The organism is Capsulimonas corticalis (assembly GCF_003574315.2).
GTDB lineage: Bacteria > Armatimonadota > Armatimonadia > Armatimonadales > Capsulimonadaceae > Capsulimonas > Capsulimonas corticalis.
Window position 1 is genome coordinate 3,674,690 of record NZ_AP025739.1, and the last position, 14,581, is coordinate 3,689,270.

Consider the following 14,581-nt stretch of genomic DNA (forward strand, 5'->3'; position numbering starts at 1 on the left):
TGCCGCCATACTTAGAGGATTACGGCGTCGTCATATATCCCTTGACATCGGGATACTTCTTATACTCGGGGTACTTTGGGACGACGTACTCCACGACGCCGTCGAGCATGGCGAAGTAGGGGAGGCTGTCCTCCTCGCCCATTCCGAGTTTCTTATTCGCGTCGTACTGGGCTTTGTAGCCGTCGGTTTCGTCGGAGAAGCCCGTTTTCACATAGGCGCGGTAATGTCCGAGTTCATGGAGCATCAGCGAGGCGCGCGCGGGAGCAGTCGTTTCCTTGAAGAACCGTGGCGCGAGGACGATGGCGCTGGGCTGCTTACCGGCTGAGAGCGTGTAGGCATAGGGCGTGCCGCCGTCTTTTTCGGCCTGCTTCATATAGATGTCGTCGGCCGTCGCCGACCGCCAGATCCCCTTGCCGAGCAGGCTGGTCGCGAGCGCCGATTCGTCTTTCAGTCCCTTTTTCGCCATCAGCGCGGCGGCGTCCGTGACCATCGTCCGTTCGTCCGCCGTCATGAGGCGGCCCATCTGCGCGGCTGCGTGTTTGGAGGCGCAGCCAGGCGTGCAGAGCGTGAACAGGGCGGCGAGGGCGAGAATATGAGGTCGGGTGCGCATGGAGGCGGCCTTTCGGGACATTGGTTTCTTATGGTAGCACAGGGACGGGGCGGTGTCAAAGGGGAAGGGGCGAGCGCCCCAAGAACCATGGACTTTCGCGCGGGATTCTCGCTCCCCATCGGAGCAAGAACCCTCGCATTTTGGTCGGCGCGGGGCCCCGCCTATCGAGATAACCTGGGAATCTTCGCCGCCACTTGAATCGCCGCGCCAAAGTCGGCTATAATAGGCGGGTTGTCCCAGAGCAACACCCTATTTAAGAGGTTTACCCCCCTATGGCAGCCAGCCCCGCCGCTCTTAAAACCCGCGGCAGCACAAAATATGACGCGCATGGCGCGGAGATTAAGGACGCGCAAGTCGCGGACGCCGACGCCGTGATTGCGGCCCTCAAACTGACCGACGAGCAGCTCCTCCTGACGTACCAGCGCGCGCTGGAAGTGCGTCACTTTGAAGAGCAGTGTAATCGCGCGTTCCGCGCGAACAAGGTGGGCGGCTACCTGCATCTTTACATCGGCCAGGAAGCGGTTTCCCTGGGCGTTCTGGAAGCCTGCAAACAAGGCGACCAGGTTTTGTCTTCATACCGAGACCACGCGCACTGCCTGATTCTTGGCAGCGATCCCAACGCCGTAATGGCCGAGATCTACGGAAAAAGCACCGGCATCTCGCGCGGCAAGGGCGGCTCGATGCACTTGTTCGATAAGGCCAACGGCTTCGCCGGAGGCTACGGCATCGTTGGCGGGAACGTCCCGCTCGCGGTCGGCATTGGATGGGCTCTCAAATATAAGAATGAGCTCAAGGATAACAAGAACATCTGTGTTTGTTATCTTGGCGACGGATCGATGAACGCCGGCGCCTTCCACGAAGCCCTCAACATGGCCGCCCTCTACGAACTTCCTATTCTCTACGTCCTCGAAAACAACAAATACGCGATGGGAACCTCGGTCGAGCGCCATTCGGCCAACACCGACCTCTCCTCCCGCGCCGATTCCTACAACATGCGAAACTCCAAGGTCGATGGCCAGGACTACTTCGCGGTGCGTAAGGTCGCGCAGGAGATCATCGACGAGATGCGCGTCAACCCGGCTCCTTACTTCCTGGAGGCGGTCACGTATCGCTACGTGGGACATGGCGCTGCGGACGGCGCCGGTACGCAGATTACGTACCGCGACCCATCGGAGCTGGAAGAGTGGAAGAAGCGCGACCCGATCAATATTCTGGGCGACGCCCTGCGCAAGCGCGGCACGCTGACCGAAGCCAAGCATGATGAGCTGGATAAGTCCGCCCTGGAGATCGCGCGCGTCGCCGCCGAGTTCGCCGACAACAGCCCTGTTTGCGCTCCCGAGGAATTGACCCAGGACGTTTACGTCGATTAAGAAGAGAAAAGACATCCTATGGCAGAAGTGATTATGCCCAAGATGGGCGACGCGATGGAGGAGGGCACCCTTCTCCAGTGGCTCAAGCCCGATGGCGCAACCGTCTCGGTCGGCGATGTGATCGCCGAGATCGAGACCGATAAAAGCAACGTGGAAGTCGAGGCCGAAGAGGCCGGCGTTCTGCACACCAAAGTACAGCCCGGCGCCACCGTGCCGGTCGGCCAGCCCATCGCCATGATCGGCGACGGCGCGGCGTCCAGCAACGGCGCGTCCGCGAAGTCCAACGGCGCAAACGGTCACGCTCCCGCCGCGCCTCTGGCGTCGAGCGGCGAAGGCGCTATCGCCCCCGCGACGACCAAGGAAGAGAAAGATATCCTGGCGGTGTCGGCGGCGGTCCGGTCCACGGAGACCAAGGACGCCGGCGAGACGGTCAATATCTCCTACCGCGAAGCCATCCGCATGGCGCTCGGCGAAGAATTGGACCGTGACGAGAACGTCTTCCTGTTGGGCGAGGAAATCGGCCAGTATCAGGGAACGTTCAAGATCACCGAAAACTTCCTGGACAAGTACGGCCCGCAGCGTATCGTGGACACCCCGATCTCCGAAGCCGGCATGGTTGGCCTGACGACCGGCGCCGCGATGATGGGCATGCGTCCCGTCATCGAGTTCATGACCCTGAACTTCGCGCTGGTGGCGTGGGATCAGATCATCAACCACACGGCGAAAATTCTCTACATGAGCGGCGGACAGTACAACGTCCCGTGCGTCCTTCGCGGACCCGGCGGCGTCGGCGTCCAGCTTTCGGCGCAGCACTCGCAGGACCTCGCGCACTGGTATGCGAACACCCCCGGCCTCAAGGTCGTCGCCCCCGCGACGCCCGCCGACGCCAAGGGCCTGCTCAAGGCCGCGATCCGCGACAACAACCCCGTGGTCTTCACCGAGCACGCCGGCCTGTACGGCAGCAAGGGCGATGTCCCGACGGATCCTGAGTTCATCGTTCCGATCGGCGTCGCCGATGTGAAGCGCACGGGCAAGGATGTTACGATCATCTCCTACTCGCGCGGCACGATCATCTCGCTCGCGGCGGCGGAGCAGCTCGCGGCCGAAGGCATTGATGCGGAAGTCATCGACCTGCGCTCGCTGATGCCCTTCGATATCGACACGATCATCGAGAGCGTCAAGAAGACTCACCACGCGGTCGTCGTGCAGGAGCAGTGGCTCTACTACGGCATCGCCGGAGAGTACGCCGCCCAGATCGGCGAAAAAGCGTTCGATTATCTGGACGCTCCCGTCGAGCGCGTCGCCGGCGCATTCGTGCCGATGCCGTACTCCCGCGCTCTGGAGCAGCTCGCCGTCACGCACGAGGCCGACGTCATCGCCGCCGTCAAGCGAACCCTGGCGCGCAATTCTTAAGGCAGACACAGAGAATAACTTATGTCAGAAGTGATTATGCCCAAGATGGGCGACGCCATGGAGGAGGGCACACTCCTCCAGTGGCTCAAACCCGACGGCTCCACGGTTGCGGTTGGCGATGTCATCGCCGAAATCGAAACCGATAAGAGCAATGTCGAAGTGGAGGCCGAGGAGGCCGGCGTCCTGCACACGCAGGTCCAGCCCGGCGCCGTGGTCCCGGTCGGACAGCCCATCGCCACCATTGGCGATAAGGCCGCCGCCCCGGCGAAGCCCGCCGAAGCTCCCAAGGCCGTCGCAGCCGCTCCCGCCGCTCCAAAGGGCGTCGAGACGAGCACATGGAAGCCCGCGCGCCCGGCCGCGCCCGTCTCGGCTCCGACGGCCGGCAACAACAACGGACGCGAGCGCCTGAAGGCCTCCCCGCTGGCTCGCCGCGTGGCGCGTGAACAAGGCGTGGATATCGCCCGCATCACCGGCTCCGGCCCCAACGGCCGGATCATCGAAGTGGACGTCACGGACTTCCTGAAGACCGCCGCGACGGCTCCGGCCGCCGCGCCCGTCGCGACTTCGTCGCCGGCTCCCGCAGCGCCCGCCGCCGCGCCGATCAAGCTGTCCGCGATGCGCCGCACGATCGCGAAGCGCATGGTCGAAAGCAAGACGACGATCCCGCACTTCTACATCACGGCTGAAGTCGACATGACGGAAGCCCTGGCGCTGCGCGAGAAGCTGAACGCCTACGATGAGACGCTGGTCAAGATCTCGCTCAACGACTTTGTCGTGAAGGCGTCGGCGAAGGCGCTCGTCAAGGTTCCCGCCGCGAACGCGTCCTTCAAGGATGATTCGATTATCCCCGGCAACGGGATCAATGTCGGCATCGCCGTCGCGCTCGATGACGGCCTGATCGTCCCCGTGGTTCGCGGCGCCGATCAGCTCCCGCTGCGCAAGCTCGCGCAGAACGCCAAAGACCTGATCAAGAAGGCGCGCGACGGCAAGCTCCTTCTGAACGACTACACGGGCGGCACCTTCACGGTGTCCAACCTGGGCGGTTTCGACGTCGAGAACTTCATCGCGATCATCGATCCGTCGCAGGGCGCGATCCTGGCCGTGTCCAGCATCGTCAAGAAGCCCGTCGTCCTCGCGGACGGCGTGACGATCGCCGTGCGTGACCGCATGAACATCACCTTCAGCGGCGACCACCGCGTGATGGACGGCGCCGTCGGCGCCAAGCTCCTTCAGGAGATCAAGCGCGTTCTCCAGAACCCGCTGTCCCTGCTCGAAGGCTAAGCCATTTGCATTCGGCAAGTGAAATCGACAAAGCCCGGTGCATTTGCATCGGGCTTTTGTTCCAACTGCCCTGAGAGACCGACCCCTCCGGGTGACTTACCCTGGCCTTCGCGCGCTCCCGGATGACCGACCCCCGGCGCTTCTCGTCCTGCCGGGGCAAACCCACCCGGCGCTTCGGGCCACCCTTTCGTGGCAAACCCACCCCCGCGCTACGCGCGACCCCTCCCGCCGACGGGAAGGGTTGGTAAGATTGCCTCTTACGAGAGACGCCTGCGACATCGATCCGAATCACCCTTCCCGTCGCGGGAGGGGTCGGCCGAAGGCCGGGGGTGGGTTTGCAAGAGAGGGGGCGCACGAAGCGCCGCAGTGGGTTTGCCCCGGCAGGACGAGAAGCGCCGGGGTGGGTTTGCCAAGTTCCCCGAAGACCGGGCTTAGATCACTGAATCATTATGAACATCAAAGACATCGGCGGCGAAGAGGGCTTTATCGAGCGCATGCGGCAAACGCATGCGGGCGCGGTTGGCGACGGGCTGATCCTGGGGATTGGGGACGACGCCGCGATCTTTGAGACGCCCGCCGGACGTCAGAGCGTTGTCACGACCGATATGCTGGTGGAGCAGGTGCATTTTCGCCGCGATTGGAGCGATCCCTATTCGATTGGCTGGAAATCGGCGGCCGTCAACCTCTCCGATATCGCCGCGATGGGCGCCGAGCCGACCTTGGCCTTTCTTTCCATCGCCTTTAGCCAGGGAGAATCGGTCGAAACGCTGGATCGGATTTACGACGGCTTTTCGGATTGCCTCAATCGCTATGGCGCGCGTCTTGCCGGCGGCGACACCAACAGCACGCCCGATGGGATGGTGATCTCCGTGACCCTGATGGGAAGCGTCAAATCCGGGCAGGCGTTCACGCGCTCCGGCGCGCGACCCGGCGATGTGCTTCTGGTCACGGGCGCGCTGGGGGATTCGGCGGCGGGACTGGGTCTACTTCAAAAGTACGGTCTGGCGCGCTCGGAGAAGGTGGACAAAGACCTGATCAACCTGCATCGCCGTCCGCAGCCGCGCGTGATGATCTCACGCGTGCTGGCGGAGACCGGACAGGTCCGCGCCGCCATGGATCTGAGCGACGGTCTGCTGCGGGATGTCAGCAAGCTTTGCGCGGCCTCGCAGGTCGGCGTGCGGATCGATACGGCTCAGCTTCCGATCTCCAACGCCACCCAAAACGCGGCGAAGATGCTGGCGCAGGACCCGACGCTTCTCGCGTTGCAGGGCGGCGAGGACTACGAGCTTCTGGTGGCCGTTGCGCCCGAAAGCGTGGACGCCGTGCGGGAAGCGGTCCCGTCGCTGACCGTAATCGGCGAGATTTTGAAGAGCGGACGCCGTATCGTCGCCGCAAACGGCGTGGATGACCTGGACCCCGGGGCCGGCGGCTGGGACCACTTCGCCCAATGATAAGCTTCGAACGAATCCTCTCCACGGAAACCGAAACCCGCGCCGCCGCCGCCGCGCTCGGGCCGCTGCTGTCGCCTGGCGATGTCCTCTGCCTCATCGGCGGTCTCGGCGCCGGCAAGACGACCTTCACCCAGGGGCTCGCCCATGGCCTCGGCCTCCCGGATGCGGCTGTCCACTCTCCCACCTTTAACATCGTCTTCGAGCATCGGGACGGCCGTTTACCGCTGTTCCACTTCGACGTTTATCGTCTTTCCGGCCCCGAAGCCCTGCACGACATCGCTTTCGACGAATATTTAGACGCCGATGGAGTGACCGTGATCGAATGGGCGGACAAGATCGCCGACGCTTTGCCGGACGACCGTCTGGACCTGCATTTGACAGTGGCGGGGGACGCGCGCAGCCTCGCCGTCGCCGCGCATGGCGCACGGTCGGAAACATTGGCGGCGCAGTGGCGGGAGGCGCTCGGATGATCTTTCTCGCGATCGATACGGGAGGGGATTACGCCGTACTGGCGCTGGGGGATACCACGCGGCCGAACGCCGTCATCGGTTCGCTGGCGTTCGAGGGCCGCCGGACCCTGTCCGTTCAACTGTTCCGCCAGATCGACGCCCTGCTGGCCGCGAACGGCCTCACTCAGGACGCTGTCGAAGCCTACGCCGTCGGCATCGGCCCTGGATCGTTCACTGGCCTGCGCGTTGGGATGACGACCATGAAGACACTCGCCCAGGTCACCGGCCGCCCGCTCGTCGGCGTCGGCACGCTGGACGCCTACGCCGCGTCCCTGGCCTTCGAAACGCCGGGACAATGCCTGGTCCCCGTCATCCATTCCCGCCGCAACGAAGTCTATACCGCAATTTATGTGAGTGGGAAGCTTGTCGAGGGACCGCTCGCCATCGCGCCTTCTGAGCTTGAGCAGCGATTGGAGGCGTATCGCAAAGATAACACCATCGTCTTTGCAGGGGAGCGCGGCGTAATTGCCCAATGCAACGGCGTTCCGATCGGCGTTCCCTACGTTCCCGCCGATGGATTGGTAAAACTTGCCGCCGCGCGTCTTGCGCAGGGGGATTTCGACGACCCGTTGGGGCTGCTGCCGGCCTACGTCGCGCTGCCGACGATTACGACGCCGAAGCAAACCCACCCAAGTGCTTCGGGACTCCCCAGCAAACCCACCCCCGGCCTTCGGCCGCCTCCTCCCGCCGACGGGAAGGGGTTGTAGGATTGACTCTTACGAAAAGCGCTTGCGATTACACACTCTGGAATAACCCTTCCCGTCGGCGGGAGGGGGCGGCCGAAGGCCGGGGGTGGGTTTGCCCCGGGAGGGCGAGAAGCGCCGGGGTAGCTCCCTAAACGTAAGGATCGTCCTTTACCAAATATCCCTGAATATACCGATCCACGCCCTCTTCCAGACTCAAGAACTCCTCGTCATACCCCGCCGCGCGCAGCTTCGTCAGGTCGGCTTCCGTGAAATACTGATACGCATTGCGAATATTCTCCGGGGTGGGGATGTATTCGATCTGCGGCTCTTTGCCCAGCGATTGGAAGATCGCGGCGGCGAGGTCGTTGAACGAGCGCGCTTTGCCGGTTCCCAGGTTAAAGATGCCGTTTGCTTCCGGATGCTCCAGGAAGAATAAGATCACCTTGCTGAGATCGTCCACATGGATGAAGTCCCGCTCCTGCGCGCCGTCGGCGTATTCGGCCTTGTGGGACTGGAACAGCTTGATCTTGCCCGTCTCCTGCACCTGGCGATAGGCGTGCCAGATGACCGACGCCATACGCGCCTTGTGGTATTCGTTGGGGCCGAAGACGTTGAAGAAGCGCAGGCCGACGATCTTGTCTGTCCAGCCGTGGCGGATCGCCATCGCGTCGAACAGCCACTTGGAGAAGGCGTAGGGGTTGAGAGGTTTGAAGCTCGGGGTCAGCGCGTCATCATCGCTGAAGCCCAGCGCGCCGTCGCCGTAGACGCTGGCGCTGGAGGCGTAGATGAAGCGGATATCGTTCTCCAGCGCGATCTGCGCGAGCAGTTGCGTGTAGTGCGTGTTGCTGTCAAGCATCGCGTCCGCGTCGGGCGCCGATGTGTCCGTGATCGCGCCCAGATGCACGATGGCGTCGATCTCTTCGGCGATCTCCGGCAGCGCTTCCAAAAACGCGATCGGGTCGATGATGTCCCGGTACGCTTTGGCGCGCAGGTTTTTGAACTTGCCTTCCGATCCGAGCGTATCGACCAGCAATAGGTCTTCATGTCCCGCCGCGTTCAACGCGCTGACGACGACGCTGCCGATAAACCCGGCGGCTCCTGTGACGACGATCATGGGTGATGCTTTCCACCTACCCCGGCCCCTCGGGCCACCCCTCCCGCAGCGGGAAGGGTAGTAGGATTTTGTTTCACGAAGACGGCTTCCGTCAGAAAATCTTTGAAAACCCTTCCCGCTGCGGGAGGGGTGGCCCGAAGGGCCGGGGTAGGTCACACGGAATACGGGGCAATCAGAACCCCGCCAAAATCTCTTCGCGCGTCACCGTGGACACGCCCAGTTTCTTGACGGCTTCGGCGGCGGCGTAGTTCGCCAGCGTTACAGCGTCGGCGGGGGAGGCGCCCGCGACCAGCGCCATGGTCATGGCGCTGATGACGGTGTCGCCGGCCCCGGCGGAGTCGTAAACTTCGACTTCGCGTGGCGGAACGTGGTGGGGTACGCCGGGGGCAGACGCGGAGTACAGGGTCAGGCCGTGCTGGCCCTGAGTGATGACGATGTGCGCGGCTCCCGTTCGCTCCAGCAGGGCCTGGCCGGCGTGATGAACCATATGCGGCGTGTCCAGCGGCTCGCCGTTCATGGCGGCGCTCGCTTCGGCGAGGTTCAGAGTGATGACGGTGATGGAGCTGTCGGCGCTGAGCGCGCGCGGCTTGAGGTTGCCGGTGACGGGCTTGCCGGCGGCGGCGACGCGGGCGGCGGCGTGGATGAGCGACGGGGCCAGGACGCCTTTTTGATAGTCGGAAAGCACCACGGCGTCGGCGTTGGCGCAGAGCGATTCAAATCGCCGGATCAATTCTTCCACGGCGTGCAGCTCTAAGGGGATGCGCTTTTCGTGGTCCACCCGGACAACCTGCTGCGAATGCGCGATGATGCGCGTCTTGCGGGTTGTCGGCCGGTCGGTCACGGTGACGAGGCCGCTCACGTCCGCGCCTTCGGCTTCGAGCGCCGCGACCAGATTGCGCCCCGCCTCGTCCTCGCCGATGACGCCGACGATGCTCGCCTTCGCGCCCAGCACGCACAGGTTATTGACGACGTTCGCCGCGCCGCCGGGGACATGAGAGTAACGCCCCGCGTCCACGACCATGACGGGCGCTTCCGGCGAAATGCGGTTCACCTGTCCCCAAATATACTCATCCAGCATGACGTCGCCGACGACGACCACACGCTTTCCCTCGAAATTCCCCAGTAGCCGTCTGGCGGTTGCTGTATCCAAAAGCCGTCCTCACAAAATTTCGGCGCCGACGATGCGCCCGTACCCCATATGATACCTCGGGGAGGGGGAAATTGGGTAGGGCTGATCAACCGCCCTTCCAATAATCGGCTGCTCCCACAAGTGAAGCTTGGGGGGAAATGGGGTGGGGGCCATGGTCATCCTTGCAATTCCGCCCGCCCCACGATATAATAGCTGCATGGCCCTTATCCCCGTCGTCGGACGCACCTCCGGCAAGATTCGGCTGCTTTACGCCGCCCTCTATCTTGGCCTCACTCTGGGCGCCGTGACGATGGTCTATCCCCTTCTGATCATGCTCGGCGCGTCCGTCACGTCTCAGTATGACAATCAGGCGTATCAAATCCTGCCGGCCTATCTCTCATCGGATAACGCGCTGCTGGGCAAGTATGTCGAGGACAAATTTAGCGCCAACATCGCGCTGATCAACACGACGTACGGACTGAATATCGCCAAACTCCAGGATGTCGAGCCGCCGAAGGCGGTCGATGCGCGCGCGGCGTCGGATTGGAATGCGTTCTTCGCCGGAGTTCCCGATCAATACAAGCTCGCGGGGTTCGCCGCCGCGACGGCGTCGTACAGTCCGAGCCCCTTGCTGGATCGGTACCGGGCGTTTTTGAGCCGGAAATTCCATGGCGACATCACGACCCTGGATAACGCATATACTCAGGAAGACGATACGTTTCTGGCGATCTTCCCGCCGTTCGAACAGCCCGGCAAACATGCGTGGCTTCCAGATAATTCGGCGAAGTCGCGCGACTGGCGAGAGTTCGAAAAGACCCTGCCGTCGAACTACTTTATTGGGATCGGCGGGGACGCGCTTTACCACCAGTGGCTGAAGGAAGAAGAGTATCCGGGCAAGATCGACGATTTGAACAAAGCCTGGGGAACCTCGTACAAAGGCTTTGGCGAGATTGCGCTGGCGGCGCTTCCCGAAGGCAACGCGGCGCGGCGCGCGGACTGGGAAAAGTTCGTGCGCACCAAGCTCCCGATCCGCTTTTTGATTGTCGACCAGACGTTGGCGCTGCCGGCGTATCGCCAGTTTCTTCAAACGCGCTACAAAGGCGATCTGAGCGATTACAATAAACAGCATGCCTCGGCGTTGGCGTCGTTCGATCAAATTGTCCTGCCAAACCCAAGCGAATTGCCGCCGCAGGGCGCGCCGCTGCTGGACTGGACCGATTTCCTCAAGCAGGCGGCCCCGCTGGCCTCGCTGCGCGCCGATACGCTGGAAACGCGCTATCAGGCGTATCTCGCGGCGCACGGCGCTCCGGGGGCGTCGGCGAATATCGGCGCGGCCATGTTCGCCTCCGATTGGCGGTACGCGCAAACGCATGGATCGGCGCTGCGCTGGGACTATCTGACGCGCAATTACAAGCTGGTGATCGATTATATTGTGCTGCACGGCAACGCCGTCTGGAACACGATCCTGTTCTGCGCCCTGTCGGTGGTGACGGCGCTGATCGTCAACCCGCTTTGCGCCTACGCGCTGTCCAGATTCAACCTGTCCTACGGCAATGGGATCCTGCTGTTCCTGCTGACGACGATGGCGTTTCCGGCGGAGGTGACGCTGATCCCGAACTTCCTGCTGCTCAAGGATTTGAATCTGCTCAACACGTTTTGGGCGCTGGTTTTGCCGGCGGCGGCGAGCGGTTACGCGATCTTTCTGATGAAGGGCTTTTTTGACAGCCTGCCCAAGGAGCTATATGAGGCCGGGACGCTCGACGGCGCGTCGGAGATGCGGATGTTTGGCAGCATTACGCTGCCGCTGTCGCGGCCGATCTTCGCCGTCATCGCGCTCGACGCCTTTCGGGCCGCCTACAGCGCCTTTATGTTCGCGCTGCTGGTCTGCCAGAGCCCGAAGATGTGGACCATGATGGTCTGGATCTACGAACTCGGCTCCAGCGGCGCTCCGCAGTTTGTCACGATGGCGGCCCTGACCCTGGCGGCTATTCCGACGTTGCTGATCTTTGTTTTCGCCCAGAATACGATCATGAAGGGCATTATCGTCCCGAGCTATAAATAAACCATGCTGATCCCCGACAACACAACCTCATCGCCGCTGGACTCCGTCCGCCGCGAGACACGCGAGCGGCACGGAGTCGGCATCAGCTTCCTCAAAGAGCAAGTCGGCGACGGGGTCATCTATGAAAACGAAACGGCGCGGGCCGTGTTCTCCGAGGCCGGCGGTTACTTCGAACTGTGCGATCTGCCCGAAGAGTTCTCCGGCGCGCTCGGCGCGGAGGTGACGCACTCGCTGATCGACACCGCCGCCACGCGCCGCCATCTTGCCGCGCTGGAGCAAGTGATCGCCGCGCTGCTGTCCGGCACGCTGTCGTTTCCTCTCTTCTCCCTGTATTTGATCTACGAAGGCGGTGATCTGCGCACGCGCGAGAACCTCTTCGTCTTTGAAGCGCGGGCAGGCGCACCGCCGATGCTGTTCGGCTCGTGGAGCCAGGAAGAGCTGCCGCGATTCGCCAAGATCCGCCTTCTGGCCCCTCCGGCCGCCTCACTCGCCGGCCTGCCCATGGTCAACGGCGTCCAGTTTTTGCTGGCCCCGCGCCACACCGATGACGGTCGATTTCTCCTGGGGCAGCTTCCCCGCACCAGCGACGCCGCGGACCTCGGATTGCACGCCGCTCCGGGAATGGCGAATTAGGCGTCCGTGTCCTTGACAACGCTCACGGCGCTGCGATATACTGACGCCATTATTCCGTGTTTTTTACAGGAGCTATAGCCGCAATCATGGGTACGTCCACCCCACGCAAGACCGCCCCGCAGCCCCGCAAGCCGCTGCCCCCCCGCCAGCCGCAATCCGCAAAACCCAGCGCCAAGACGCGTCCGCCCTCCATGGCGGGCCGCATCGCCGGCCTCCTGCTGCTTGGTCTCCTGAGCGGATCTGCTGTCTATATCGGAACCTCACTGCGACATAATCCCGGCCTGATCAAATATCTTAAGCCCGCCTTCGTTCCCCCGAAGGTCGAGGACGCGTTTCCGGGCCAGAAGACGCTCAACTTGATGGTGATTGGGCGAGATTACGATTACAGCAACAGCGATCAGATTATCAAAACGCAGGCGCGTTCGGATATGCTGATGATGGCGCGGATCGATTTCGATCAAAAGAAGATCTCGTTCCTGTCGATCCCGCGCGACACTCGCGCCGATATTCCTGGCTGGGGCGTCGGAAAGATCAATGCGGCGCACGCGCACGGCGGGCCGGCGCTGACCGAGCAGACGGTGCAGAACAACTTCGGCATCCCGACCGAGAAGTATGCGGCGATCGATTTTCAGGGGTTTGAAGAGGCGATCGATCAATTGGGCGGCGTCGATCTGAACGTCGACAAAAAGATGGATTACGACGATAACTGGGGACATCTGCACATCCACCTCAAACCGGGGATGCAGCATTTGAACGGTCAGCAGGCGATGGGGTTCGTGCGCTTCCGCCATTCGGACAGCGATCTCATTCGCGTGCAGCGCCAGCAGGCGCTGCTGGCCGCCCTGAAGGCGAAGCTGCTTGACCCGCGCACGCTCGCGGCGCTGCCGAACTTGCTGGGCACGCTGGACCGGCATCTCTCCAGCGATATGACAGCCGATCAGAAGATCGCCATCGCCCGCTTTGTCCACGATACGCCCCATGACGACATCCAGATGGAGACGCTTCCCAGTACCGAGGGCCGAGTCTTTGTGGAGACCGATTGGGAAAAAGCGCGCCCGATGATCCAGAAGACGTTCGGCGTCGCTCCGCCGGAACAGGTCGCGGAAGCCTTGCCGCGCCATCGCCGCCGGCGGCATCGCACTGCGGACGCTCAGTGAGCCAGAGCGCGCCGATCGACGTGCTGCTGGCTGTGCGTCCCGCCGCCGGCGGCATCCGTCAGCATGTCTTGCAGCTTTTGGAATACGGCGACGCGCGGCGGTTCTCGCTGTCCATCGCCGCCCCCTCCGAGTTTCTCCAGTCGCTTCCCCGCGATCTTCCGCTCGCCGATGGTATTCCGCTGGAGATCCGCGCGCGCCTTGCGCCGCTCGCCGATCTGCGCGCGGCCGCCCGTCTTGCCGGTCTCCTGCGCCGCCGCTCGCCTGCTATTGTCCACGCCCACGGCTTGCGCGCCGCGCTGATCGCCGCGCTCGCGCGCCGTCTCCATGCCTTCCCGCTGATCGTGACCGCGCACAATCTGATTGACTCCGGCGCGGCGACACGTATCGGCCTCGCCGTGATCGGATCCGCCGCCGATCGTATTCTGGCCGTGTCAGACCCTATTGCCGAGGGGCTTCGCGCGCACGGCGTTTCCGGTCAAAAGATTTCGGTCGTTCCCAACGGTGTCGATCTTGCGCGATACGCCGCGCCTTTCCCTCAAGCGCGCGCGGCGTTCGGCATCCCGCCAGATGTCTTCGTCGTCGCGGCCGTCGCTCGCTTGTCGCCGGAAAAGGGGATCGATGTTTTGCTGGAGGCGGCGCTCCAGGCTCCCGAACTGCAATTTGTGATCGCGGGCGACGGCCCGCAGCGCGCCGAATTGGAAGCAAAGGCGCCCGCGAACGTCCGCCTTCTCGGCCGTGTGGAGGATGTGCGCGCCGTGCTCTTTGCAGCGAACGCCGTCGCGGTTCCGTCGCGACTCGAAGGGCAGGGGATCGTCGCCTTAGAAGCGCTGGCCGCGCGCCGTCCCGTCGTCGCCTCCCGCATCGGCGGCCTCGCCGCGATGCTAAGCGACAGCGAAACGGCCCTGCTCGTCCCTTCCGAGGACCCCGCCGCACTGGCGGCCGCCTTGCGCCGGCTGGCCGCTGAACCCGAGTTACGCACAAGCCTTGCGAGCATGGGATACAATCTGGTCAGGGAGCGCTACGATGTGCGTGCGCAGACGGCCGCCGTCGAGCAAATCTATACGAAATTTGCTCCGAGTAGTCCTGGAAAGAGGGAAGACGCCCCCCGGCCCCCACAGGGGAGCAGACCATAAAGTCGTCTGCGCGCCCAATTTCAATCCTGGTCA

13 protein-coding genes are annotated in these 14,581 nt (G+C 63.1%); 10 read left to right on the forward strand and 3 right to left on the reverse strand.

What is annotated here, in order from left to right:
• Positions 1-19: 19 nt before the first annotated feature.
• On the reverse strand, positions 20-610 hold the full coding sequence (locus tag D5261_RS15735; RefSeq protein ID WP_125205861.1) for a hypothetical protein: 591 nt from the start codon (positions 608-610) through the stop codon (positions 20-22).
• Positions 611-882: 272 nt separating this feature from the next.
• Here D5261_RS15735 and D5261_RS15740 point away from each other — a divergent pair, with 272 nt between their 5' ends.
• The 6 genes from D5261_RS15740 to tsaB all read left to right on the forward strand — a co-directional run bounded on the left by D5261_RS15740 (position 883) and on the right by tsaB (position 7,341).
• Positions 883-1,980 (forward strand): thiamine pyrophosphate-dependent dehydrogenase E1 component subunit alpha, encoded by a 1,098-nt coding sequence (locus D5261_RS15740; protein WP_119320375.1) that lies wholly within the window; start codon positions 883-885, stop codon positions 1,978-1,980.
• A gap of 18 nt (positions 1,981-1,998) precedes the next feature.
• Positions 1,999-3,393: a pyruvate dehydrogenase complex E1 component subunit beta gene (locus tag D5261_RS15745; RefSeq protein WP_119320374.1), complete on the forward strand. Its 1,395-nt coding sequence runs from the start codon at positions 1,999-2,001 to the stop codon at positions 3,391-3,393.
• 21 nt (positions 3,394-3,414) lie between these two features.
• A complete protein-coding gene (locus D5261_RS15750) occupies positions 3,415-4,674 on the forward strand; it encodes a dihydrolipoamide acetyltransferase family protein (RefSeq protein ID WP_119320373.1) in 1,260 nt (419 codons plus the stop codon).
• A 449-nt stretch (positions 4,675-5,123) separates the two neighbouring features.
• Positions 5,124-6,125 carry a thiamine-phosphate kinase gene (thiL, locus tag D5261_RS15755; RefSeq protein WP_119320372.1) on the forward strand — a complete coding sequence of 334 codons (1,002 nt, stop codon included), beginning with the start codon at positions 5,124-5,126 and terminating at the stop codon, positions 6,123-6,125.
• Positions 6,122-6,595 carry a tRNA (adenosine(37)-N6)-threonylcarbamoyltransferase complex ATPase subunit type 1 TsaE gene (tsaE, locus tag D5261_RS15760; RefSeq protein WP_119320371.1) on the forward strand — a complete coding sequence of 158 codons (474 nt, stop codon included), beginning with the start codon at positions 6,122-6,124 and terminating at the stop codon, positions 6,593-6,595. Before thiL ends, tsaE begins: the two co-directional genes overlap by 4 nt.
• Positions 6,592-7,341, forward strand: a complete 750-nt coding sequence (gene tsaB / locus D5261_RS15765) for a tRNA (adenosine(37)-N6)-threonylcarbamoyltransferase complex dimerization subunit type 1 TsaB (protein ID WP_165864028.1) — start codon at positions 6,592-6,594, stop codon at positions 7,339-7,341. Before tsaE ends, tsaB begins: the two co-directional genes overlap by 4 nt.
• 127 nt (positions 7,342-7,468) lie before the next feature.
• Here the strand turns inward: tsaB and rfaD are convergent, their stop codons facing one another.
• Positions 7,469-8,434: an ADP-glyceromanno-heptose 6-epimerase gene (gene rfaD / locus D5261_RS15770; RefSeq protein WP_119320369.1), complete on the reverse strand. Its 966-nt coding sequence runs from the start codon at positions 8,432-8,434 to the stop codon at positions 7,469-7,471.
• Positions 8,435-8,606: 172 nt separating this feature from the next.
• Positions 8,607-9,584: a bifunctional heptose 7-phosphate kinase/heptose 1-phosphate adenyltransferase gene (locus D5261_RS15775; RefSeq protein WP_125205860.1), complete on the reverse strand. Its 978-nt coding sequence runs from the start codon at positions 9,582-9,584 to the stop codon at positions 8,607-8,609.
• Between the two features lie 196 nt (positions 9,585-9,780).
• Between D5261_RS15775 and D5261_RS15780 the strand changes: the two genes are divergently transcribed.
• The 4 genes from D5261_RS15780 (at position 9,781) to D5261_RS15795 (ending at position 14,548) form a co-directional block, all read left to right on the forward strand.
• Positions 9,781-11,625 carry a carbohydrate ABC transporter permease gene (locus D5261_RS15780; RefSeq protein WP_165864027.1) on the forward strand — a complete coding sequence of 615 codons (1,845 nt, stop codon included), beginning with the start codon at positions 9,781-9,783 and terminating at the stop codon, positions 11,623-11,625.
• A 3-nt stretch (positions 11,626-11,628) separates the two neighbouring features.
• Entirely contained in the window at positions 11,629-12,258 is a 630-nt protein-coding gene (locus tag D5261_RS15785; RefSeq protein WP_119320366.1) for a hypothetical protein, read from the forward strand.
• Positions 12,259-12,344: 86 nt separating this feature from the next.
• Complete coding sequence (locus D5261_RS15790) at positions 12,345-13,415, forward strand: LCP family protein (protein WP_119320365.1); 1,071 nt, start codon at positions 12,345-12,347, stop codon at positions 13,413-13,415.
• Positions 13,412-14,548, forward strand: a complete 1,137-nt coding sequence (locus D5261_RS15795) for a glycosyltransferase family 4 protein (RefSeq protein ID WP_165864026.1) — start codon at positions 13,412-13,414, stop codon at positions 14,546-14,548. Before D5261_RS15790 ends, D5261_RS15795 begins: the two co-directional genes overlap by 4 nt.
• The last annotated feature ends 33 nt before the right edge of the window (positions 14,549-14,581 follow it).

Excerpts from the sequence above, each read along its gene's own strand:
- D5261_RS15735 (WP_125205861.1), bottom strand. The coding sequence starts at position 610 with ATGCGCACCCGACCTCATATTCTCGCCCTCGCCGCCCTGTTCACGCTC.
- D5261_RS15740 (WP_119320375.1), top strand. The coding sequence starts at position 883 with ATGGCAGCCAGCCCCGCCGCTCTTAAAACCCGCGGCAGCACAAAATAT.
- D5261_RS15745 (WP_119320374.1), top strand. The coding sequence starts at position 1,999 with ATGGCAGAAGTGATTATGCCCAAGATGGGCGACGCGATGGAGGAGGGC.
- D5261_RS15750 (WP_119320373.1), top strand. The coding sequence starts at position 3,415 with ATGTCAGAAGTGATTATGCCCAAGATGGGCGACGCCATGGAGGAGGGC.
- thiL (WP_119320372.1), top strand. The coding sequence starts at position 5,124 with ATGAACATCAAAGACATCGGCGGCGAAGAGGGCTTTATCGAGCGCATG.
- tsaE (WP_119320371.1), top strand. The coding sequence starts at position 6,122 with ATGATAAGCTTCGAACGAATCCTCTCCACGGAAACCGAAACCCGCGCC.
- tsaB (WP_165864028.1), top strand. The coding sequence starts at position 6,592 with ATGATCTTTCTCGCGATCGATACGGGAGGGGATTACGCCGTACTGGCG.
- rfaD (WP_119320369.1), bottom strand. The coding sequence starts at position 8,434 with ATGATCGTCGTCACAGGAGCCGCCGGGTTTATCGGCAGCGTCGTCGTC.
- D5261_RS15780 (WP_165864027.1), top strand. The coding sequence starts at position 9,781 with ATGGCCCTTATCCCCGTCGTCGGACGCACCTCCGGCAAGATTCGGCTG.
- D5261_RS15785 (WP_119320366.1), top strand. The coding sequence starts at position 11,629 with ATGCTGATCCCCGACAACACAACCTCATCGCCGCTGGACTCCGTCCGC.
- D5261_RS15790 (WP_119320365.1), top strand. The coding sequence starts at position 12,345 with ATGGGTACGTCCACCCCACGCAAGACCGCCCCGCAGCCCCGCAAGCCG.